The sequence below is a fragment of the Roseateles noduli genome (assembly GCF_050626985.1).
Classification (GTDB): Bacteria; Pseudomonadota; Gammaproteobacteria; order Burkholderiales; family Burkholderiaceae_C; genus Roseateles; species Roseateles noduli_A.
In genome coordinates this window covers 6,387,003-6,407,349 of the sequence record NZ_CP192463.1, presented here as the reverse complement: position 1 = coordinate 6,407,349, position 20,347 = coordinate 6,387,003, and the positions used below count along the sequence as shown (strand labels likewise).

Here is a 20,347-nt window from a genome sequence, read left to right as displayed (position 1 = left end):
TATCTGAAGACCATGTCCTTGCGCCGCCTTGCCGTCTCGTCGTTCGCGTTGATCGGCCTGACCGTCGCCGTGTCGGGGCCCGGCGGGTCGCCGCGGTGGGGAGTCGCCGCGATGGCGCAGACCGCGCCGCCGCAGTCCGCCTCACAGGCAAGCGCGGCGCCCGCTCCGTCGACGTCCCCGCAGACACCCCCGGCACCGATCGCCGGCTGTCCGATGCTGATCGCGTCCGGCAATCCTCAGTATCCCCCCTACCTCTGGCGCGATCCGGCGGACGAGCAGAAGCTGGTGGGGGCCAATGCGGACATGATGCAGTGGTTCGCCGCGGAGATCGGCATCCCGATCGAGACCCGCTACGTCGGTCCGTGGGGCCGCGTGCAGGAGGAGATGCGCGCGGGCCGCATCGACCTGATCGCGGGCGCCTTCTTCACGCTGCCGCGCACCGAATACATGGACTACTTCCACCCCGCGTTCCGCGAGACGCGCAGCGTCATCTGGACGCGGACCGCGGCGCCGGTCGCGTACAAGCGCTGGAGCGACCTCGCGCCCAAGCAGGGCGTGACGGTGATCAACAACAGCTTCGGCGTCGAGTTCGACAACTACGCACGCCAGTCGCTGAAGATCAGCCAGGTCGCGAGCATCGAGCAGGCGATCCTGATGCTGCAGCGTGGCCGCGCCGATTACATGATCTATGAGGACACGCCGGCCGAGGCCTATGCCGCGCGCAACGGCGGTCCGGCGATCCAGCCGCTGATGCCGGCGATCGCGCGCGAGGGCCTGTACGTGACGCTGTCGCACCGCTCGCGTTGCAACTCGCCGGAGCTGCGGGGTCGCATCGCCCGCGCGGTCTACAAGCTGTCGCAGGACCGCGTGATGAACCGCTTCGTCGAGCAGGGCTTCATGCTCTGGCGCAAGCAGCCTTCTCTCTAGAACGCCCCCCAACGCAGTCCTCGCCAACTGCCGGATGGTCCTCGTCCGGAGCCCACGGGAACCCGGGGGCCCCCGACGATTTTTGGAGCCTGCGACAAGTATGAGGAGGGGGCCCCCGGGTTCCCGTGGGCGATCGCCCGCGATCACAAGCCCCGCACTTTCGAGGTACCCAACGGCGGTATACTTCTGCCTCTTTTTTGTGCAACCGCCTCACTGTTCCCGATGCCCACGCCGCTGCCCGGCCCTCTCACGCTGGGTCCCTACGTCCTGCCGAACCGTCTGTTCGTCGCCCCCATGGCGGGTGTGACCGACCGGCCCTTCCGCGTGCTGTGCAAGAAGCTCGGCGCGGGGTATGCGGTGAGCGAGATGGTGACCTCGCGCAAGGACTTGTGGAACAGCCTGAAGACCTCGCGCCGCGCGAACCATGAGGGCGAGTCGGCGCCGATCTCCGTGCAGATCGCCGGGACGGATGCGTCGATGATGGCCGAGGCCGCCGCGTACAACGTGGACCGTGGCGCGCAGATCATCGACATCAACATGGGCTGCCCGGCCAAGAAGGTCTGCAACAAGTGGGCCGGTTCGGCGCTGATGCAGGACGAGGCGCTGGCGCTGGAGATCGTCGAGGCGGTGGTGGCTGCGTGCGCGCCGCGCGGCGTGCCGGTCACGCTGAAGATGCGCACCGGCTGGTGCCAGGCGGAGAAGAACGCGGTGGCGCTGGCGCGCGCGGCGGAGTCCGCCGGTATCGCGATGGTCACCGTGCACGGCCGCACGCGCGAGCAGGGCTACAGCGGCCGCGCCGAGTACGACACGATCGCCGCGGTGAAGGCGGCGTTGCGCATCCCGGTCGTCGCCAACGGCGACATCGACACGCCCCTCAAGGCGCGCGAGGTGCTGGCCGCCACCGGCGCGGACGCGATCATGGTCGGCCGCGCGGCGCAGGGCCGACCGTGGATCTTCGCGGAGATCGCGCACTTCCTGGCCACCGGCGAGGAACTGCCCGCACCGCGCATCGCCGACGCCAAGGCCTGGCTGGTCGAGCACCTGCACGACCACTACGCGCTGTACGGCGAGTTGACCGGCATGCGCAGCGCGCGCAAGCACATCGGCTGGGCCGTGCGCGCGCTGCCCGGCGGCGAGGACTTCCGCCGCCGCATGAATACCCTCGAGAGTTGCGACGGCCAGGTCCGCGCGCTGACGGACTGGCTCGACGCGCTGGCGGACGACCATGACCGGCTGCCCTACCTGCCGGCGAACGACGACAGCCTCGAAGACGACAACACTGACGCAGCCGCCGCCGCGAACGACGAACAACACCAAGACCAAGAAAGAAGGCTGACGGCATGACGCCCAAACCGATCGACTCCTGCATCCGCGAAAACCTGGAGGTCTACTTCCGCGACCTCGGCGGCGAAGTCCCGCACTCGATGCACGAGATGCTGATCCGCCTCGTCGAGAAGCCGCTGCTGGAAGTGGTGATGCAGCACAGCGACGGCAACCAGAGCAAGGCCGCCGAGTGGCTCGGCATCAACAGAAACACGCTGCGCCGCAAGCTCGTCGAACACAAGTTGATCTAAGACCACCCCTACCGGCTCCCGCCGGCCCCTCAGGGGGCGAGCGCAGGAGCCCGGCAGAGCCGGTTCTCCGCGCTCCGTCTGGCCCATACCCGAATCCCCCGCTTCCAAGGAATGTTCATGGCTCAACTCACCGCCCTGATCTCGGTCTCCGACAAGACCGGCATCGTCGACTTCGCCAAGGCGCTGCACGCGCTGAACGTGCGCCTGCTGTCCACCGGCGGCACCGCCAAGCTGCTGGCCGACGCCGGTCTGCCGGTGACCGAGGTCGCGCAGCACACCGGCTTCCCGGAGATGCTGGACGGTCGCGTGAAGACGCTGCATCCGAAGATCCACGGCGGCCTGCTGGCCCGCCGCGACCTGCCCGAGCACGTCGCCGCGATCCAGCAGCACGGCATCGACACGATCGACATCCTGGCGGTCAACCTGTACCCGTTCGAGGCCACCGTCGCCAAGCCCGGCTGCACGCTGGAGGACGCGATCGAGAACATCGACATCGGCGGTCCGGCGATGGTCCGCAGCGCGGCCAAGAACTGGAAGGACGTGACGGTGCTGACCGACGCGTCGCAGTACGCGCAGGTGCTCGAGGAGCTGAAGGCCGACGGCAAGACCAGCGACAAGACGCGCTTCGCCGCGTCGGTGGCCGCCTTCAACCGCATCGCGCAGTACGACGCCGCGATCAGCAACTACCTGAGCGCGCGCCTGGAAGACGGCTCGCTGTCCGAGTACCCCGCGCAGATGAACAGCAGCTTCATCAAGGTCCAGGACCTGCGCTACGGCGAGAACTCGCACCAGACCGCCGCGCTCTACCGCGACCTGCATCCGGCGCCCGGCTCGCTGGTGACCGGCAAGCAGCTGCAGGGCAAGGAGCTGAGCTACAACAACATCGCCGACGCGGACGCCGCGTGGGAATGCGTGAAGAGCTTCGACGTGCCGGCCTGCGTGATCATCAAGCACGCCAACCCCTGCGGCGTGGCCGTCGCCGCGACCGCGGCCGACGCCTACGCGAAGGCCTTCAAGACTGACCCCACCAGCGCCTTCGGCGGCATCATCGCCTTCAACCGCGAGGTGGACCGCGCCGCCGCGGAGCTGGTGTCCAAGCAGTTCGTCGAGGTGCTGATGGCGCCGTCCTTCAGCGCCGAGGCGCGCGAGGTCTTCAAGGGCAAGGTCAACGTGCGCCTGCTCGAGATCGCGCTGCCGCCGGGCGGCGCGCGTCCCTGGGACCAGGGCCGCAACGCGCAGGACGTCAAGCGCGTCGGCTCGGGCCTGCTGGTGCAGACCGCCGACAACCACTTCCTGACGAAGGCCGACCTGAAGGTCGTCACGACGCTGCAGCCGACAGCGCAGCAACTGGACGACCTGATGTTCGCGTGGACCGTCGCGCAGTACGTGAAGAGCAACGCGATCGTCTTCTGCGGCGGCGGCATGACGCTGGGTGTCGGCGCCGGCCAGATGAGCCGCATCGACTCGGCGCGCATCGCGTCGATCAAGGCAGAGAACGCCGGCCTGGCACTGACCGGCTCGGCCGTGGCGAGCGACGCGTTCTTCCCGTTCCGCGACGGCCTGGACGTGCTGGCCGACGCGGGCGCCTCCTGCGTGATCCAGCCGGGCGGCTCGATGCGCGACGAGGAAGTCATCGCCGCCGCCAACGAGCGCGGCATCGCGATGGTGTTCACGGGCGTGCGCCACTTCCGTCATTGAGCGCGAGGGCGCCTTCACCGTCGCGTGAAGGCGTCGTCAACTCCGCATCCGAGCCTCGCCCCACGTTGGCCCCGCGACGGTCTTGCCGTCGCGCGGGGACAACTGCGGAAAGAAATGTGACATGTTCGCGGCGCTGGCGATCGGGTTTCCCCTGATCCCGGTGCTACCTTGCGCCCCGGCACCGTTCTGGTGCTGTTGTTCAAGAGCAAGCAAACATGAAAAAGATCTCCGCCATTGCCGCCGCCCTCCTGCTGGCCGGCGCCGCCCAAGCCCAAGCACCGAAGCCGGAGCTGTACGGTGAGGTGGGCTACAGCTTCATCACCATCGATGCCGGCGGCACCGACCTCGAGCCGGGCCTGCTGCGCGGCCTCGTGGGCTGGAACGTGCACCCCTACCTGGCCGTCGAAGGCATGCTGGCCACCGGCGTCAAGGACGACAAGACCTTCGGCGTCAAGACCAAGGTCTCGAACGCCTACGGCGTGTACCTGAAGCCGAAGTACGACTTCGGCAACGGCTTCGAAGTGTTCGGCCGCCTGGGCTACGTGCACACGAAGATCAAGTCCAGCTTCGGCAACGAGTCCGGTTCCGACAGCGACGGCGACGTGTCGTACGGCGTCGGCGTGAGCTACGCCTTCAACAAGCAGTGGTACGGCGCGCTGGACTACACCAGCTACTACAACAAGGACAGCGTCAAGGCGACCGGCGTGACGCTGGGCGTCGGCTACCGCTTCTGATCGCCGCGATCGCCTCGCGGCGATCCGGACGGGCTCCTCGGAGCCCGCGAGACAAAGCCCGGCTTCGGCCGGGCTTTTGCGTTGTCAGGGCGGATGAGCGTCAGCGTCCATCCAACTGGCCAGTTGGCACGCCGTGACCTCCTGTCCGAAGTGACTGACGCGGATTAGTCATTGGTCTCTACTCGGGATCGCACGGCCTGGGCGCGGCCCTGGAGCGGGCGTACGCTTGCTCCCATTCAAGAACGACAAGGCGGAGACACCCCATGGACCAAGCCCTGCACGAGCGCCTGCACCTTGTGTTGGAGCAGCAGCGCGCCGCGTTCGATCGCGAGCGGATGCCGACCTGTGCGCAGCGCCGGGACCGTCTGGCGCGGCTGCTGCGGATGAGCGTCGAGCACGCGGAGGCGCTCGCCGATGCGATGTCCCGCGACTTCGGCCACCGCTCGCGGCACGAGAGCCTGCTGGCCGATCTGTTCACCGTGCAGTCCGGCGCCCGGCATGCGATGCGGCATCTCAAGCGCTGGATGGCCGTCAAGCGCGCCCCGACCGCCCTGCACTTCCTGCCCGCCGGCAACCGGCTGATGCCGCAGCCGCTCGGCGTGGTCGGCATCGTCGCGCCGTGGAACTATCCGTACTACCTCGCGATGGCGCCCGCGCTCGCGGCGCTGGCCGCCGGCAATCGCGTGATGATCAAGCCGTCGGAGCTGACGCCGGCCACCTCGGCGCTGATGGCCAGGCTCGTCGCCCAGCACTTCGCGCCCGACGAGATGACCGTCGTCACCGGCGATGCGGAGGTCGGCAAGGCCTTCACGCAACTGCCCTTCGACCATCTGTTCTTCACCGGCTCGACGCCGGTGGGTCGTCTGGTCGCGCAGGCCGCGGCGCAACGCCTGACCCCGGTCACGCTCGAACTCGGCGGCAAGTCGCCGGCGATCGTCGACCGCAGCGCCGACCTCGCCCGCACCGCCGAGCGCATCGCCTTCGGCAAGCTGCTCAACGCCGGACAGACCTGCGTCGCGCCGGATTACGTGCTGGCACCGAAGGAGCTCGTGCAACCGCTGGCCGATGCGATCGTGGCCGCCGTGCGTCGGCTGTATCCCCGCATCGAAGGCAATCCGGACTACACCGCCATCGTCAGTCCGCGCCATCACGCGCGGCTGAAGGGTCTGCTGGAAGACGCGCAAGCCCGCGGCGCGGCGCTGCGACCCACGCACGACGACGCCCCCGCGGACCGTCGCCTGGTCCCGACGCTGCTGCTCGACACCAGCCCGGAGATGGCGGTCATGCGCGAGGAGATCTTCGGCCCGCTGCTGCCGATCGTGCCGTACGGTCATCCGTCCGAGGCGATCGCGCACGTCAACGGCGGCGACCGGCCCCTGGCCTTGTACTGGTTCGGCGAGGACAAGGCCGCGCGCGACGACGTGCTCGCCCGCACGCATGCCGGCGGTGTCACGGTCAACGACTGCATCTGGCACCTGGGCCAGGAGGAACAGCCCTTCGGCGGTGTCGGCGCCAGCGGCATGGGCGCGTATCACGGCGTCTGGGGCTTCAACACCTTCAGCAAGCTCAAGCCGGTGTTCCTGCAGTCGCGCTTCGCCGGCACGAAGCTGTTCCATCCGCCGTACGGCGCGACCTTCGACCGCCTGCTCGGCCTGCTGAAGAAGATCGCATGAGCGCGGCGGACGGAGGCGATGCCGACATCGTGATCGTCGGCGGCGGCTCCGCGGGCGCGGTGCTCGCGAGCCGGCTCAGCGAGGATCCCGGCTGTCGCGTGCTGCTGCTCGAGGCGGGAGGCCGGGGCGACAGTTGGGTCACGACCACGCCCTTCGCCGGGGTGCTGCAGGTCGCCGCCAAGCTCAACAACTGGGGTTTCCAGACCGAACCGCAGCCCGGTCTGAACGGCCGGCGCGGCTACCAGCCGCGCGGCAAGGCGCTGGGCGGATCGTCCGCCATCAACGCGATGGTCTACACGCGCGGACACCGCAGCGATTACGACGCGTGGGCCGCGGCCGGCAACGTCGGCTGGGGCTACGACGACCTGTTGCCCTTCTTCATCCAGGCCGAGCGCAACGAGCGCTTCGGCGCCCCGTGGCACGGGCAGGACGGACCGCTGCGCGTCGGAGACCTGCGCACCGATTCGCCGATCCACGCGGCGTGGCGGGCGGCCGCGCGGGAGTCGGGCCACGCGGTCCTCGAGGATTTCAACGGCGCCGACCTGGAGGGCCTCGGCGTCTATCAGGTCACGCAGCACGAGGGCGAGCGGTGGAGCGTCGCGCGCGCTTATCTCGAACCGCATCTGGGCCGGCGGCCCAACCTGCGCGTGGAGACCGGCGTGCGCGCGTTGTCGCTGGTGCTCGACGAGCGGCGTGCGGTTGGCGTCGAGGTGTTGCAAGGCGGCCATCGACGTACGTTGCGAGCAAGGCGCGAAGTCATTGTCTGCGCCGGCGCGCTGCAGTCGCCGCAGTTGCTGATGCTGTCGGGCATCGGCGACGGCGCGCAGTTGCAGGCGCACGGCATCGCGGTGCGGCACCACCTGCCCGGCGTCGGTCGCAACCTGCACGACCATCCGGACTTCGTCTTCGGTTATGAGTCCGATTGCCTCGATCTCGCGGGCATCTCCGCGCGCGGCAGCGCCCGCTTCGTCGGACACCTGCAGCGCTATCGCCGCGAACGGCGCGGGCTCGTCACCAGCAACTTCGCCGAGTGCGGCGGCTTCCTGTCGACGCGACCGGGCCTGCCCGCGCCGAACGTGCAACTGCACCTGGTCGTGGCCCTGGTCGAGGACCACGCGCGCAAGCTGCGCATGGGTCACGGTCTGTCGTGTCACGTGTGCCTGCTGCGGCCGCGCAGCCGCGGCGTGCTGACGCTCGCCAGCGCCGATCCGCTGGCCGCGCCGCGGATCGATCCGGCGTTCCTGCAGGATGCCGAGGACGTACGCGAACTGATCGAGGGCTACAAGCTCACGCGCAACCTGATGCGCGCGCCGTCGATGAAGGCGTTCTGGAAGAACGAGACCTGGAGCGCCGGCGTGGACGCGGACGCCGACATCGAAGCGCTGCTGCGCCGACGCGTGGACACGGTCTATCACCCGGTCGGCTCGTGTCGCATGGGCCACGACGACCTGGCGGTCGTCGACGACCGCCTGCGCGTGCGAGGCATCGAGGGACTGCGCGTCGTGGACGCATCAATCATGCCGAGCGTGGTCAGCGGCAACACGAACGCGCCGGTGGTGGCGATCGCGGAGAAGGCGACACAGTTGATCCGCGCTGAATGAGAACGCCTCGTGCAGGGCGGGCGTCAGCCGGTGACGGGGCCGTTCGCGGCCTTCAGATCACCGAGGCGTTGAGCGTGAACTGAAGCGAACTGGTCGGACTGATGTTCAAGTAGGCGTCCGTGACCTGCACGAGCAGATTCTTGACCCCATCGGCACCGAAGACCGAGCCTGGAATCTCCCCGCCACTCTGCCAGTCCGACCAGTGTTGACCGTTGTCGAGGCTGTAGTGCAGATAGTCCGCGCTTCCCAGGCCCGATACCTCCACGGTCCCATCCGCCGTGACGAGGTCCGAGTGGTCCGAACCGGCGTCATTCTTCAGCTTCAGGTCCGGCGCGTGGGGCGCTATCGTGTCCGCGCGCACGGTCAGCACGCGGGTCGACGTGTTGCCGGCCTTGTCGGACGCCGCGATCAGCAAGGTGCTCTGTGCCGGCGCATTGCTGGTCTGTCCAGCGCTGAAATAGTCCGCGGCCCAGTTGGCCCCGCCATCCACGCCAAAGGCGTAGCTTGAGCCGCCGATCCTCACCTCGACGACGTCGCTGCCGTGGGTCGCCACCGTGACGCTGCTCCGTCCATTGAGTTGCAGGAGCGAGTCGCTCGCGAAGGCGGCATTGGGGGCCGTCACCTCGATCACGGGCGGCGTCGTGTCCAAGGACAGCTGCACCGTGCTCTCCGCCCCGGCATTGCCCGCGGCATCGATCTGCCGGACCTCGACGGTATTGGCGCCCTCATCCAGGACACGCGTCGCCAGCTGCGTCCCAGGGCCTTCGCGCCAATGCTCGTCACCGTTGACCTTGAACTCCCAGCTCGCACCCGGCTCCAGCCCGTCGATCGAGACATGGCCGCCGGCATTGATCAGGTTGTCCGGCGCCGCAACGCCGCCCGCCCTTTGGACACTCGCCAGCACGGCGTCCGGGGCGACGCTGTCGACGCTGACCGCGAACGATTCGACTTCGCTCACATTGCCGGCCAGGTCGGTCTGGCGCACGTCGACGGTCTGCGGGCCTTCATGCAGCGCTGCGGCCGCCAACGAATCTCCGGTCCCGGCCTGCCAGTCGTCGCCGTCGATCCGGTATTCCCAGGTCGCGCTGTCCTCCAGCCGATGAACCAGCAGGCTGCCCTGTCCGTTGATCGCGGGCTGGCCGTTGCTGGTCGTCAGGTCGGGACGGTCCGGCGCCAGACTGTCCCGCGTGACGGTGATCGCGCTCACGGCGCTGTCGTGGCCGGAGGCGTCCGTCTGCATCAGCGCCACGTCATTGCGACCTTCGACCAGATAGTTCGCCGCCAGCTGCGAGCCGCTGCCGACGTGCCAGTCGCCCTCGCCGTTGACGCGGTACTTCCAGGTCGCGTCGGTCTCGAGGTTGTCGAGGACCACCGATCCCTGCAGAGGCACCAGATCGCCGCGGCCCCCTTCCAGGTGGGCGTGCAGCATGTCGGGCGCATGCAGATCCTGGCGAACCGTCAGTGTCGCGGCGGCGCCCGGGTTGCCGGCCGCATCGACCTGCAGCACCTCGAGCCGGTTCTCGCCATTCGACAGCGCGGTCGCGGGAATGCGCCCGTCCTGCCCTTCGATCCAATCGCCTGGCCCGTTCACGCGGAACTTCCAGCTCGCGCCGGCTTCAATGCCCGAGACGTTGATGAAGTCCTTCGTGTTCAGCAGGTCGGTGCCGCTGCTGGTCTGCAGCACCGGTGCGTCCGGCGGCGTGAGGTCGAGCGTCACGGTCAGGTGGCTCAGCGGACCATGCTCGCCGCCGGCGTCGACCTGGAAGGCCTCGACCTTGTTCAGGCCCGCGACGAGCACGCTCCCCGGCACCTCGCCGCCCGACCCCTGGACCCAGTCGGCCGCGTCGTTCACCCGGTAGAACCAGGTCGCGCCCGGCGCGAGGCCGGAGACGGCGATCGTGCCGTCGTTGGTCAGCCCGTCGTTCGACGCACTGCCAGCACTGCCGTTGTCGTGCGCCAGCGTCAGCGTCGGCGCGAGCACCTCGTCGTGGACCCGCACCGCGAGCGTGGCGACGTCACCGCGGCGGCCTTGATCGTCGAGCTCCGCGACCATCACCGCGTGCACGCCGCGGTTCAAGGTGGCGGCATCGATGCGGCTGCCCTGGCCGGCGTGCCAGGTGTTGTCCCCGTCGATGCGGTACACCCACGCGCCGCCCGGCGAGGCGAGCGCGACATCGACATGCCCCGCGCCATCGATCGTGTCCTTGCCGGAGCTGGTGGACAGCCGCGGCGCCGCGGGCAGCGGGGCTTCCGGCGGTGCGGGGGGAGCCGGAGGGGACGGCGGGGACGGCGGCGGCGTGGGCGCCGACGGCGTGGCGGCGGCCGAGGCGCGGCTGTCGCCGGCATGGCTGTCGCCGCCATGGCCGCCCGCGCTCGCGACACCGGCCAGCAGGACCCCCGCGCCGGCGATCATCCACGGCCACACGGCATCGTGGTGGCAATCCTCCTCCGTGCCGTCGCTGTGGACCTCGCGGCAGGAGTCCGCCTGGTGCGTCGCCGCGTCCGCGTCGGCGTCGGCGCCCGCCACCTTGCCCGGGCCCTCCGTCGCCGCGGTCGGCGCCTCCCCGGACGCCGTCGGGGCGTCGGTCGAGCCGTCCGCCTCGTTCCCGCCGTCCGTCGCCTCCGGCGGAGCGGCCTCGTCGGGCTGGTGGCCTCGGGGCCTGCGGGTGGCGCCGGATGCAGGCGCGCCGGCGGACAGGAACACGGCGGGCAGGGACGCGGCGGGCAGGGCAAGGTCGGCCACCGGCGTCGTGGTGGGCACGGGCGGCATCCCGATCGTGGTCTTGCGGGCTGGGGCAGGAGTGGAGGTCGTCATCGGCGTGCTGCGTAACCGGAAAGGACAGAAGACTCCCAGTGTCTTGTCATACGCCCGCCGGAGACGATGACCGGTTCTTGCAAGATTTCCAACGAAACCGACTTACTTGAGTTGTACCACTCGTTGAGTGGAGCCATCGTGGCGTGGAACCCTCATTGAATGGAGTCATCGTCTCCGGCGTCGGCGCAGACGGGTCCTGGGCCGGACGAGACTCCGAGCCGCCCCACCCGCAGTCCGGGATAATCCGCCCCATGGTCCTTGCCGAAATCACCGGCCTGTTCCTGTCCTGGCTGGCGCGCCTGATCACCGGCGCGCAGGGACACTGGAAAGGCTGTCCCCCGACGTCCGAACAACGCATCTACTTCGCCAACCATCAGAGCCACTTCGACTGGGTGCTGATCTGGGCCTCGCTGCCCGGCGAACTGCGCGCCCGCACCCGCCCGATCGCGGCGCGCGACTACTGGACCAGTTCCGCGCTCAAGACCTGGCTCACGAGCGCCGTGTTCAACGCGGTCTACGTGAGCCGCACGCGCGCGACCCCCGACGAGGATCCGCTCGAACCGCTGGTCGACACGCTGCAGGGCGGCGACTCGCTGGTCATCTTCCCGGAGGGCACGCGCTCCAACAAGGGCGCGCCGCAGGCCTTCAAGGCCGGCCTCTACCACCTGTCCGAACAGTTCCCGGACGTGCAGCTCATCCCCACCTGGATCGACAACGTCCAGCGCGTCATGCCCAAGGGCGAGATCGTGCCGGTACCCATCCTGTGCACCGTCACCTTCGGCGCGCCGATCCGGATCGAACCCGGCGAGGACAAGCGCGCCTTCCTGGAACGCGCGCGCTCGGCGGTGATGGCGCTGCGTCCCGGAGGGTGGAAGGAATGAGGTGGCTCAAGTCCTTGAACAGCGGCGAGCAGGTGGCCTTCCTGTTCGTCGTGCTGTTCGGCGCGCTGCTGCTGGTGAGCATCGGCTCGGTGCTGTGGTCGCTGCGCGAGCGTCCCGACGACCAGCAGGAAGCCTGGCAGGCACGCTGGGCCAGGTTCCGGCACGAACTCAACATGGTCTGGGTCGGCGCCTGCCTGTTCTGGGCCGCATGGGTGTCCGGGCCGGTGGGCGCGACGCTGCTGTTCGCCGTGTTCTCGTTCCTGGCCTTCCGCGAGTTCATCACGCTGCTGCACACCCGCCGCGCCGATCATCGCGGGCTGATCATGGCCTTCTTCGTGATCCTGCCGCTGCAGTACGTGCTGGTGGGCACGCGCCACTTCGACCTGTTCTCGGTGCTGATTCCGGTCTACGGTTTCCTGGCGATCCCGGTGGCCAGCGCGCTGGCGGACGACCCGGGGCGCTTCCTGGAGCGCAATTCGAAGATCCAGTGGGGCATCATGGTCTGCGTCTACGGCCTGTCGCACGCGCCGGCGCTGCTGCTGCTCGAGTTCCCGAAGTACGAGGGCCGCGGCGCCTTCCTGCTGTTCTTCCTGGTGGCCGTGGTGGCCTGCGGGCAGATCGCGCAGGCGATCGCGACCAGCCGCTTCCGCGCCAAGCCGGTGGCGCGCCGCATCAGCCGCTCGTTCACGATGAAGGCGTGGTGGATCGGCGCGTTCACGGCGGCGCTCGTGGGCGCGCTGCTCTACTGGATCACGCCGTTCAAGGCGGGCCAGGCGGCGATCGCCGCGTTCGTCGCGGCGGGCTGCGGCAGTTTCGGCGTGTTCGTGATGCAGGCGCTCAAGCGCGACGCGGGCATCAACGCCTGGGGCAACCGCAGCGCGATCACCGGCGCGGTCGGCCTGCTGGACCGCATCGCGGTGATGTGCTTCGCGGCGCCGGTGTTCTTCCATTCGGTGCGGTGGTATTTCCGCGCCGGCACCTGAGACTTGAAGGAGTCGACGGCATGCGCATCCTCGGCATCGACCCCGGCCTGCAGACGACCGGCTTTGGCGTCATCGACGCGGACGGGCCGCGGCTGGCGTACGTGGCCAGCGGCACGATCAAGACCAACGCGCTGCCGACCGGCGACCTGCCGGGCCGGCTGAAGATCCTCTACGACGGCATCCGCGAGGTGGTGTCGCGTTACCAGCCGACCTGCGCGGCGGTGGAGATCATCTTCGTCAACGTCAACCCGCAGTCGACGCTGCTGCTGGGGCAGGCGCGCGGCGCGGCGCTGACGGCGCTGGTGTCCTGCGACCTGCACGTGTCGGAGTACACCGCGGTGCAGATGAAGAAGGCGATCACCGGTCACGGCGGCGCGGCGAAGTCGCAGGTGCAGGCGATGGTGGCGCGGCTGCTGAAGCTGCCCGGCGAGCCGGGCAAGGACGCGGCGGATGCGCTGGGCATCGCGATCATGGACGCGCATGCCCGCGTGTCCTTCGAGGCGATGGGCAAGCAGACGACGCTGCAGCGTCGGCAGCACGCGCAGTTCAAGGGCTCGCGGACGTATTGAGCGCGGCGGCCCGGTTCAGGGCTCGTCGTGCCAGTAGTCGAGATCGCCCTCGCCCACCTTGCGGATGGCCTCGAACGGTTGCGTCGCGTTGGCGGGCACGTGTTCGGCCATGAACTTGTTCGAGTCCGGATAGACGCAGATCTCCGGCTGTTCCATCGTGCTGACGGAGAGGTAGCGGATCGGCGCGTCCGAGGTGTTGATGATGTGATGCGGGTACTCGGGCCCCGCGGGGATGAAGATCACGTCGCCGGCCTTGATCGGCAGACGCTCGCCGGCGACGCGCAGCGTGCCGGTGCCCTCGAGGATGATGAACATCTCCTCCTGGGCGTAGTGCAGGTGGTACGGGCAGGTGGTCTTGCCGGGCTCGACGATGTCGTAGGACGCGCCGAGCTTGCGCGCGGCGGTCCCGCGCGCCAGACGCGCGAAGCGCGACTCGTACATCGGCTCGCGCTTGAACGAGGTCAGCTCGGCCTCGTGGAAGTTGCGGATCAGCTGGGCGGCTAGCGCCTGGGCGCGGTCGGTCATGCGGGGGTCTCCTGGCGGTTCACGATAAACCACGGTACCCGCGCACGCGGGGACTGACCAGTCCCCGTTTTTCCGTCACGCGATCACACCGGCGTCGTCGCCGTGCCCGTGCCGTAGCGATTCGGCTGGCTCGGCTGGACGAGCCAGTAGATCATCACGATCCAGCCGATCAGCGGGATGATGCCGATCAGCTGCCACCAGCCGCTGCGGTCGATGTCGTGCAGCCGGCGCGCCGCGACGGCGAAGGACGGCAGCAGCGTCAGCAGCGAAAAGACCAGGCTCAGCTTGTCCGAGAACACGCTCAGGATCGCCGAACCCAGCACCAGGAAGAGCACGAACCACCAGTACTCGGACCGGCTCGCGGTGCCGTTGAAGTCCGCGTACTTGCGCAGGCAGGTCTGGATCGAATCGCCGAAATTCATGGCACTCCCTTTTTCTCGTGTGAACATGGACGTCCCCGGATCGGGACCGCCGGATCGTAAGGGCCTGCCCCCGACGTGGCGATCCCTCCGAGGGTGGAAGAAAGTCAGTTGGAATAAGTGGCCCTCCCACCGTGTTCATGCAATACCCCCCACCTGACTTCAACCCAGGAGACTCCGCATGACGAAGACCCTCAAGCTGACCGCCGCCGCCATCCTGATGGCCGCCGCCGGCCTTGCCGCCGCGCAGTCGGCCCCCGCGACCGCCAAGGGCGACGCACTGGTCGGCCCGAACGAGATGACGCTCTACACCTTCGACAAGGACACCGCCGGCAGCGGCAAGAGCGTGTGCAACGGCGGCTGCGCCACGAACTGGCCGCCGCTGATGGCCCGCGCCGAGGACAAGGCCTCCGGCGACTGGTCCGTCATCACCCGCGACGACGGCTCCAAGCAATGGGCCTACAAGGGCAAGCCGCTGTACTTCTGGGTCAAGGACACCAAGCCGGGCGAACGCAGCGGCGACGGCGTCAACCAGGTCTGGCACGCGGCAAAGCCTTAAAAGGCCTGGCTCGCCGACCGTCTCGCCCATGCCTCTGGTCCTCGACGAAGCGCTCCCGCTGCTTCCCCGCCTGCGCCGCCACGCGCGGCTGCTGTGCGGCGACCACGCCCGGGCGGACGACCTGCTGCAGGACACGCTGGAACGCGCCGCCCGCAAGGGTGCGCTGTTCCATGCCGAACCGGGGCCGACGCGCCAGGATGCGCTGCGCAACTGGCTGCTGACGCTGATGCACCGCCTCTACCTGAACCAGCGGCGAGACGCCCGCGAGGCGCTGCACGACTCGCTCGACGAGGACGACACCCCGCAGCCGACGATCGACGAACCGCAGCAGCGCGTCGCCCTGCGGCTGGACCTCGAACGGGCGCTGGCCGCGCTGCCGGCGGCCTCGCGCGAGATCCTGCTGCTGGTCTGCGTCGAGGAACTGAGCTACCAGGACGCCGCCCGCGTGCTGGACCTGCCGGTGGGCACGGTGATGTCGCGGCTGTCGCGCGCCCGCGACCGGCTGCGCCTGTCGATGGACGGCGCCGCGCCGGGCCGCCCGCCGCTGCGGGTGGTGAAATGAGCGCCCCATCATGACGCCCGACGACATCGACTTCGACGAATCCACCCTCCACGCGTACGTGGACGGACAACTGACGCCCGAACGCGCCGCGCAGGTCGCCGACTGGCTGCTGCGCCACCCGCGCGCCGCGCAGCAGGTGCTCGGCTGGCGCGAACAGCGCGAGTCGCTGAAGGCGCTGCATCGCGACTGGCTCGACGAGCCCGTGCCGGCGTCGCTCACGACCGCGCTGCGCCCGCCGGCGGCCAATGCCGCACGCTGGCCGCGCGCCTGGGCGGCGGCACTGCTGCTGGCCGTCGGCCTGGGGGCCGGCGTCGCCGGCGGCTGGGGCGGTCATGCCTGGTGGTACGGCAAGAAGGAAGCCGCCGCAATGGCCGCCGCCGATGCGGCCGCGCGCGCCGCCGGCCGCGATCCTTCAATTCCGGAATACGTCCGCGACGCCGCCATCGCGCATGCCGTCTACCAGCCCGAGAAACGCCATCCGGTCGAGGTCGGCGCCGACCAGGCCGATCACCTGATGCAATGGCTGAGCAAGCGGCTCGGCCAGCCGCTGTACGCGCCGGTGCTGCGCGACTACGGCTGGAAGCTGGTCGGCGGCCGCCTGCTGCCGGCCGGCGACGATGCATCCGTCGGCGCGGCGCTGGCCCGCGCGCAGTTCATGTACGAGAACGAGGCCGGCGAACGCTTCACGCTCTACGTCAGCACCGGCGCGAGTTCGCCCGAGGCGCCGGTGGCCTTCCGCCTGATGCGGCGTGTCGAAGCGGGCCAGACCACGCGCAGCCTGTACTGGATCGACGGGAAGCTGGCCTACGCGCTCAGCGGCAGCTTCGACGAGCGGCGGCTGCGCGTGCTCGCCGACCTGGTCCACGCGCGCATCGGCATGATCGCGCGGGCGGCCTCCGCGCCCTGAGGCTCGCCCGGACCATGGCCCTGACCTTCCGGCGGTCAGGACCCGGCGGGCACAATGCGCGGCCATGTCGTCGTCCCTCTCTCGCCTGATCGTCGGCCACATCCGCGGCCACTGGCGGCCCTACGCGGCCAGCGCGCTGATGCTCAGCACCATCGCCGTCCTGACGGTCTGGATCCCGCGGCAGGTGGGCCACGTCGTCGACGCGCTGGTCTCGCACCGCCTCGCCGGCTGGGACCTGATCGGACAACTGGGCCTGCTCGTGCTGGCCGGCCTTGCGATCTATCTGCTGCGTGTCGGCTGGCGCCTGGCGCTGTTCCGCACCGCCTATGAACTCGGCCGCCAACTGCGCATGCGGCTGTACGCGCAACTGACGAATCAGGGCCCCGCGTTCTTCCACGCCCAGCGCACCGGCGACCTGATGGCGCTGGCGAGCAACGACGTCGACGCCATCGAGATGGCCGCGGGCGAGGCGCTGCTCGCCGCCTTCGACGGCTCGCTGACGCTGATCCTGGTGCTGGGCATGATGACGATCGGCGTCGACTGGCGCCTGGGGCTGGCCGCGCTGGTGCCCTTCCCGTTCATGGCCTACGCGTTCTGGCGCATCTCGACGCGGATCCACGTCGCCTCCTCCGATTCGCTCAAGCGTTTCTCCGCGATGAACCAGCAGGTGCAGGACAGCCTCGCCGGCGTGCGCACCGTGCGCGCGCTCGGCCTCGTGCGGCGCAGCCGCGAGCAGTTCGGCGAACTGGCCCGCGACGCCGGCGACGCCGCCTACCAGGCGCAGCGCTGGGAGGCGATGTTCGAGCCGGCCGTCGGCCTGTCGCTCGGCGCGGCGACGGTGATCGCGCTCGGCGTCGGCGCGTGGCTCGTCGGCACGGACGTCATCAGCATCGGCCAGTTGACCGCGTTCACGATGTACCTCGGCCAGTTGATCTGGCCGATGTTCGCCGCGGGCTGGGTGCTGTCGCTGCTGGAACGCGGACGCGCCGCCTGGTCGCGGCTGCAGCCGGTGCTGGACGCACCGGTCAGCCTGGTGGACACCGGGACGAGCGACGTCCCCGCGCACGCCGGCATCACGTGGGAGCACGTGTCCTTCCGCTACCCCGGCATGACGCAGCCGACGCTCGAGGACATCGCGCTGACGCTCCCGCCGGGCCGCACGCTGGGCATCGTCGGCGCAACGGGATCGGGCAAGTCCACCTTGCTGCGTCTGCTGCTCAGGCAGTACGAGCCCGACGCGGGCACCGTGCGCCTGGGCGGCATCCCCGCGCCGCAGATCCGCCTCGAGGCGCTGCGGCGCGCGCTCGCCTGGGTGCCGCAGGAGCCCTTCCTGTTCTCGGCCTCGGTCGCGGACAACATCGCCCTCGCCCGCCCGGACGCGACGCGCGAGCAGATCCTGGCCGTGGCCGAACTCGCCGCCGTGCACGACGACATCGCGCGCCTGCCGCTGGGCTACGACACGCTGGTCGGCGAACGTGGCGTCACCTTGTCCGGCGGCCAGCGCCAGCGCATCGCGATCGCGCGGGCGCTGCTGGCCGAGGCGCCGGTGCTGCTGCTAGACGATGCGCTGTCCGCCGTCGACAGCGGCACCGAGACCCAGATCCTCGACCACTGGCGCGAGTTGCGACAGCGGCATCCCGAGCGCAGCCTAGCCGTGGTCAGCCACCGCTTGTCGGCGGTGATGGAGGCCGACGAGATCGTCGTGCTGAAGCAGGGTCGCATCGTCGAGCGCGGCCGTCATGACGAGCTGCTCGCGCTGGGCGGCTGGTATGCCGGCCAGTGGCGCTATCAACAACTGGAGGCCAGCCTTGACGCCGCCTGAGACCGCGTCCGGCAAGGACGCCAAGCGCTCGCGCGACGCGATGCTCGCGAAGGACGCGAAGGACGCGCAGAGCGCTCAGAACGCCCGGAACGCTCAGAACGACCACTCGCCGCGCGAAGCGCTGGCGCTGCTGGCGCAGGCCGCCGCGCCGGAGCGCCGCGGCCTGGTGAAGGGACTGGGCTGGCTGGTGGTCGCGGCGTCGCTGGAGGCGATCGGCCCCATCCTTGGCAAGCACTTCATCGATGCGCACGTGCTGACGCGCAACTTCGAGCTCGGCCCGATGGCGCTGCTGCTCGGGTCCATGCTGCTCGCCGGCTGGACTGCCAGCCTGCTGCGTTACGCGCAACTGCGCCGCATGGCCTCGGTCGCGCGGCGCTCGGTGCTGCGCCTGCGCGAGCAGGTCTATGCGCACGTGCTGGCGCAGCCGATGGCCTTCTTCGACCGCAGCATCACCGGCCAGTTGCTGAGCCGGATCACCAACGACACCGACGCGGTCAACAACCTGTACCGGCAGGTGCTGTTCGTGATGCTGGACTCGACCATCGTGGTGGCGGGCGCGCTGGTCGCGATGGCGTGGCTGGACTGGCGGCTGATGCTGATCGTGCTGGCGCTGGTGCCGGCGAGCTCCGGGATCATCTGGCTCTACCAGCGCGCGAGCAGCGGCCCGGTGCAGCGGGCCCGCGCGTTGCGCGCCGAGCTCAACGCGCAGATGGCCGAGAGCATGGCGGGCATGGCGATGCTGCAGTCGGCCGGCGCCGCGCAGCGCTTCGCGGCGCGCTACGAGACCGCCAACCGCGCGCAGCTCGACGCGCGCGTGCAGGAGCTGCGCGCCAACGCCTGGCTGCTGCGCCCGGCGCTGGACCTGCTCAACGTGCTGCTGATCGTCACGGTGATCTACGGCTTCGGGCTGCGCGAGCTGTCGGGCCTGGAGGTGGGGCTGCTGTATGCGTTCCTCGCCTACATCGCGCGCGTCGTGGAACCGCTGATCCAGATAACGATGCAGTTCAGCCAGCTGCAGCAGGCGCTGGTGGCCGCGTCGCGCGTGCGCGCGCTGCTGCGCGAGCCCTGCGAGCCCCGGTCGTACCGGCCCGACCTGGTGGTCGGCCCGGGCGCGATCCGCTTCGAGCACCTGCAGTTCGCCTACAAGCCGGAACAGCCGGTGCTGCGCGACCTGGACCTCGACATCCCGGCCGGCAGCTTCGTCGGCATCGCGGGCCACACGGGCTCGGGCAAGTCGACGCTGCTGGCGCTGCTGCTGCGCTTCTACCAACCGCAGCAGGGCCGGATCCTGATCGACGGACAGCCGCTCGACCAGTTGCCCGACGAGACCTTCCATGCCGCGCTCGGCCTGGTGCCGCAGGAGCCGTACCTGATCGCCGGCAGCGTGCGCGAGAACATCCGCATGGGGCGCGCAATCTCCGACGAGAAGATCGAGGCGGCCGCCCGCGCGTCGCGCGCGCATGAGTTCCTCAGCGCGCTGCCGCAGGGCTACGACAGCCGGCTGGGTGACGGCGGGCTGGCGGTGTCGACGGGGCAGAAGCAGCTGATCGCGCTGGCCCGCGCGCTGGCCGGCGATCCGCGCATCCTGCTGCTGGACGAGGCGACGGCCAACATCGACAGCGCCACGGAAGCGCAGGTCGGCGAGGCGCTGCGCGCGCTGCGCGGCCAGGTCACGGTGATCGCGATCGCGCACCGGCTGTCGACCATCCGCGACGCCGACCAGATCGTGGTGCTGAACCACGGTCATCTCGACGAGCGCGGCACGCACGACGAGCTGATGGCGATCGACGGCGGGATCTACCAGCGGCTGGTGCAGTTGCAGGCGTTGGAGGAGTGAGGTCTGCAGGCGTCGAGTTCAGAACGACAGAAGCCCGGTCCTTCGACCGGGCTTCCAAAGGCCTCGAAGGGCGGGTTTCCAGAAGGTTCCCGGAAGGGCTGGAAGCAGGGAAGGCCTCAAGGGCAAAGTGAATTCTGGCGCATTCAGCGCCTTGATCGCAGCCCGCTGGATGCGTTGGCTGCGGAACTGGTGCGCCAGCCGGTGCTGCACGCCGACGAGACACCGGTGTCGAATTCTCCCAACTGACGCGGTACGCTCCAG

Annotated in this window: 18 protein-coding genes; 15 read left to right on the top strand and 3 right to left on the bottom strand. The window is 69.6% G+C overall.

Annotated features, from left to right (window positions below; all coding sequences use genetic code 11):
• The first annotated feature begins 12 nt into the window (after positions 1-12).
• From ACQ4L4_RS27945 to ACQ4L4_RS27915, 7 genes are all read left to right on the top strand, one after another.
• Positions 13-927 carry a substrate-binding periplasmic protein gene (locus tag ACQ4L4_RS27945; RefSeq protein WP_431102025.1) on the top strand — a complete coding sequence of 305 codons (915 nt, stop codon included), beginning with the start codon at positions 13-15 and terminating at the stop codon, positions 925-927.
• A gap of 222 nt (positions 928-1,149) precedes the next feature.
• Complete coding sequence (gene dusB / locus ACQ4L4_RS27940) at positions 1,150-2,271, top strand: tRNA dihydrouridine synthase DusB (RefSeq protein WP_431102024.1); 1,122 nt, start codon at positions 1,150-1,152, stop codon at positions 2,269-2,271.
• On the top strand, positions 2,268-2,501 hold the full coding sequence (locus ACQ4L4_RS27935) for a helix-turn-helix domain-containing protein (RefSeq protein ID WP_088406111.1): 234 nt from the start codon (positions 2,268-2,270) through the stop codon (positions 2,499-2,501). The genes dusB and ACQ4L4_RS27935 overlap by 4 nt, the downstream gene beginning before the upstream one ends.
• Before the next feature lie 117 nt (positions 2,502-2,618).
• Complete coding sequence (gene purH, locus ACQ4L4_RS27930) at positions 2,619-4,199, top strand: bifunctional phosphoribosylaminoimidazolecarboxamide formyltransferase/IMP cyclohydrolase (RefSeq protein ID WP_431102023.1); 1,581 nt, start codon at positions 2,619-2,621, stop codon at positions 4,197-4,199.
• 215 nt (positions 4,200-4,414) lie between these two features.
• Positions 4,415-4,933 carry a porin family protein gene (locus ACQ4L4_RS27925; RefSeq protein ID WP_431102022.1) on the top strand — a complete coding sequence of 173 codons (519 nt, stop codon included), beginning with the start codon at positions 4,415-4,417 and terminating at the stop codon, positions 4,931-4,933.
• A 263-nt stretch (positions 4,934-5,196) separates the two neighbouring features.
• The gene (locus ACQ4L4_RS27920; protein ID WP_431102021.1) at positions 5,197-6,606 is read left to right on the top strand and encodes a coniferyl aldehyde dehydrogenase; all 1,410 of its coding nucleotides are present in this window, start codon (positions 5,197-5,199) and stop codon (positions 6,604-6,606) included.
• Positions 6,603-8,207: a GMC family oxidoreductase gene (locus ACQ4L4_RS27915; RefSeq protein WP_431102020.1), complete on the top strand. Its 1,605-nt coding sequence runs from the start codon at positions 6,603-6,605 to the stop codon at positions 8,205-8,207. Before ACQ4L4_RS27920 ends, ACQ4L4_RS27915 begins: the two co-directional genes overlap by 4 nt.
• A gap of 52 nt (positions 8,208-8,259) precedes the next feature.
• Here ACQ4L4_RS27915 and ACQ4L4_RS27910 read toward each other — a convergent pair whose 3' ends face one another.
• Positions 8,260-11,022, bottom strand: coding sequence for a hypothetical protein (locus ACQ4L4_RS27910; protein ID WP_431102019.1), 2,763 nt, complete (start codon positions 11,020-11,022; stop codon positions 8,260-8,262).
• A gap of 251 nt (positions 11,023-11,273) precedes the next feature.
• Between ACQ4L4_RS27910 and ACQ4L4_RS27905 the strand changes: the two genes are divergently transcribed.
• Genes ACQ4L4_RS27905 through ruvC form a run of 3 tightly spaced genes read left to right on the top strand, consistent with a single transcriptional unit; the run spans position 11,274 to position 13,455 of the window.
• A complete protein-coding gene (locus ACQ4L4_RS27905) occupies positions 11,274-11,903 on the top strand; it encodes a lysophospholipid acyltransferase family protein (protein ID WP_377157097.1) in 630 nt (209 codons plus the stop codon).
• Positions 11,900-12,886, top strand: coding sequence for a phosphatidate cytidylyltransferase (locus ACQ4L4_RS27900; protein ID WP_431102018.1), 987 nt, complete (start codon positions 11,900-11,902; stop codon positions 12,884-12,886). Before ACQ4L4_RS27905 ends, ACQ4L4_RS27900 begins: the two co-directional genes overlap by 4 nt.
• Before the next feature lie 20 nt (positions 12,887-12,906).
• Positions 12,907-13,455, top strand: coding sequence for a crossover junction endodeoxyribonuclease RuvC (gene ruvC, locus ACQ4L4_RS27895; RefSeq protein WP_331616849.1), 549 nt, complete (start codon positions 12,907-12,909; stop codon positions 13,453-13,455).
• Between the two features lie 15 nt (positions 13,456-13,470).
• Here the strand turns inward: ruvC and ACQ4L4_RS27890 are convergent, their stop codons facing one another.
• Positions 13,471-13,980, bottom strand: a complete 510-nt coding sequence (locus ACQ4L4_RS27890; RefSeq protein ID WP_431102017.1) for a cupin domain-containing protein — start codon at positions 13,978-13,980, stop codon at positions 13,471-13,473.
• Between the two features lie 83 nt (positions 13,981-14,063).
• On the bottom strand, positions 14,064-14,402 hold the full coding sequence (locus ACQ4L4_RS27885; protein ID WP_431102016.1) for a DUF805 domain-containing protein: 339 nt from the start codon (positions 14,400-14,402) through the stop codon (positions 14,064-14,066).
• A 178-nt stretch (positions 14,403-14,580) separates the two neighbouring features.
• Between ACQ4L4_RS27885 and ACQ4L4_RS27880 the strand changes: the two genes are divergently transcribed.
• The 5 genes from ACQ4L4_RS27880 (at position 14,581) to ACQ4L4_RS27860 (ending at position 20,086) form a co-directional block, all read left to right on the top strand.
• The gene (locus ACQ4L4_RS27880; protein ID WP_431102015.1) at positions 14,581-14,958 is read left to right on the top strand and encodes a COG4315 family predicted lipoprotein; all 378 of its coding nucleotides are present in this window, start codon (positions 14,581-14,583) and stop codon (positions 14,956-14,958) included.
• Between the two features lie 28 nt (positions 14,959-14,986).
• Positions 14,987-15,520 (top strand): RNA polymerase sigma factor, encoded by a 534-nt coding sequence (locus ACQ4L4_RS27875; RefSeq protein WP_431102014.1) that lies wholly within the window; start codon positions 14,987-14,989, stop codon positions 15,518-15,520.
• A gap of 10 nt (positions 15,521-15,530) precedes the next feature.
• On the top strand, positions 15,531-16,427 hold the full coding sequence (locus ACQ4L4_RS27870) for an anti-sigma factor family protein (protein WP_431102013.1): 897 nt from the start codon (positions 15,531-15,533) through the stop codon (positions 16,425-16,427).
• 64 nt (positions 16,428-16,491) lie between these two features.
• Positions 16,492-18,249 (top strand): ABC transporter ATP-binding protein, encoded by a 1,758-nt coding sequence (locus ACQ4L4_RS27865; RefSeq protein ID WP_431102012.1) that lies wholly within the window; start codon positions 16,492-16,494, stop codon positions 18,247-18,249.
• Positions 18,236-20,086 carry an ABC transporter ATP-binding protein gene (locus ACQ4L4_RS27860; RefSeq protein WP_431102011.1) on the top strand — a complete coding sequence of 617 codons (1,851 nt, stop codon included), beginning with the start codon at positions 18,236-18,238 and terminating at the stop codon, positions 20,084-20,086. The genes ACQ4L4_RS27865 and ACQ4L4_RS27860 overlap by 14 nt, the downstream gene beginning before the upstream one ends.
• The last annotated feature ends 261 nt before the right edge of the window (positions 20,087-20,347 follow it).

Excerpts from the sequence above, each read along its gene's own strand:
- ACQ4L4_RS27945 (WP_431102025.1), top strand. The coding sequence starts at position 13 with ATGTCCTTGCGCCGCCTTGCCGTCTCGTCGTTCGCGTTGATCGGCCTG.
- dusB (WP_431102024.1), top strand. The coding sequence starts at position 1,150 with ATGCCCACGCCGCTGCCCGGCCCTCTCACGCTGGGTCCCTACGTCCTG.
- ACQ4L4_RS27935 (WP_088406111.1), top strand. The coding sequence starts at position 2,268 with ATGACGCCCAAACCGATCGACTCCTGCATCCGCGAAAACCTGGAGGTC.
- purH (WP_431102023.1), top strand. The coding sequence starts at position 2,619 with ATGGCTCAACTCACCGCCCTGATCTCGGTCTCCGACAAGACCGGCATC.
- ACQ4L4_RS27925 (WP_431102022.1), top strand. The coding sequence starts at position 4,415 with ATGAAAAAGATCTCCGCCATTGCCGCCGCCCTCCTGCTGGCCGGCGCC.
- ACQ4L4_RS27920 (WP_431102021.1), top strand. The coding sequence starts at position 5,197 with ATGGACCAAGCCCTGCACGAGCGCCTGCACCTTGTGTTGGAGCAGCAG.
- ACQ4L4_RS27915 (WP_431102020.1), top strand. The coding sequence starts at position 6,603 with ATGAGCGCGGCGGACGGAGGCGATGCCGACATCGTGATCGTCGGCGGC.
- ACQ4L4_RS27910 (WP_431102019.1), bottom strand. The coding sequence starts at position 11,022 with ATGACGACCTCCACTCCTGCCCCAGCCCGCAAGACCACGATCGGGATG.
- ACQ4L4_RS27905 (WP_377157097.1), top strand. The coding sequence starts at position 11,274 with ATGGTCCTTGCCGAAATCACCGGCCTGTTCCTGTCCTGGCTGGCGCGC.
- ACQ4L4_RS27900 (WP_431102018.1), top strand. The coding sequence starts at position 11,900 with ATGAGGTGGCTCAAGTCCTTGAACAGCGGCGAGCAGGTGGCCTTCCTG.
- ruvC (WP_331616849.1), top strand. The coding sequence starts at position 12,907 with ATGCGCATCCTCGGCATCGACCCCGGCCTGCAGACGACCGGCTTTGGC.
- ACQ4L4_RS27890 (WP_431102017.1), bottom strand. The coding sequence starts at position 13,980 with ATGACCGACCGCGCCCAGGCGCTAGCCGCCCAGCTGATCCGCAACTTC.
- ACQ4L4_RS27885 (WP_431102016.1), bottom strand. The coding sequence starts at position 14,402 with ATGAATTTCGGCGATTCGATCCAGACCTGCCTGCGCAAGTACGCGGAC.
- ACQ4L4_RS27880 (WP_431102015.1), top strand. The coding sequence starts at position 14,581 with ATGACGAAGACCCTCAAGCTGACCGCCGCCGCCATCCTGATGGCCGCC.
- ACQ4L4_RS27875 (WP_431102014.1), top strand. The coding sequence starts at position 14,987 with ATGCCTCTGGTCCTCGACGAAGCGCTCCCGCTGCTTCCCCGCCTGCGC.
- ACQ4L4_RS27870 (WP_431102013.1), top strand. The coding sequence starts at position 15,531 with ATGACGCCCGACGACATCGACTTCGACGAATCCACCCTCCACGCGTAC.
- ACQ4L4_RS27865 (WP_431102012.1), top strand. The coding sequence starts at position 16,492 with ATGTCGTCGTCCCTCTCTCGCCTGATCGTCGGCCACATCCGCGGCCAC.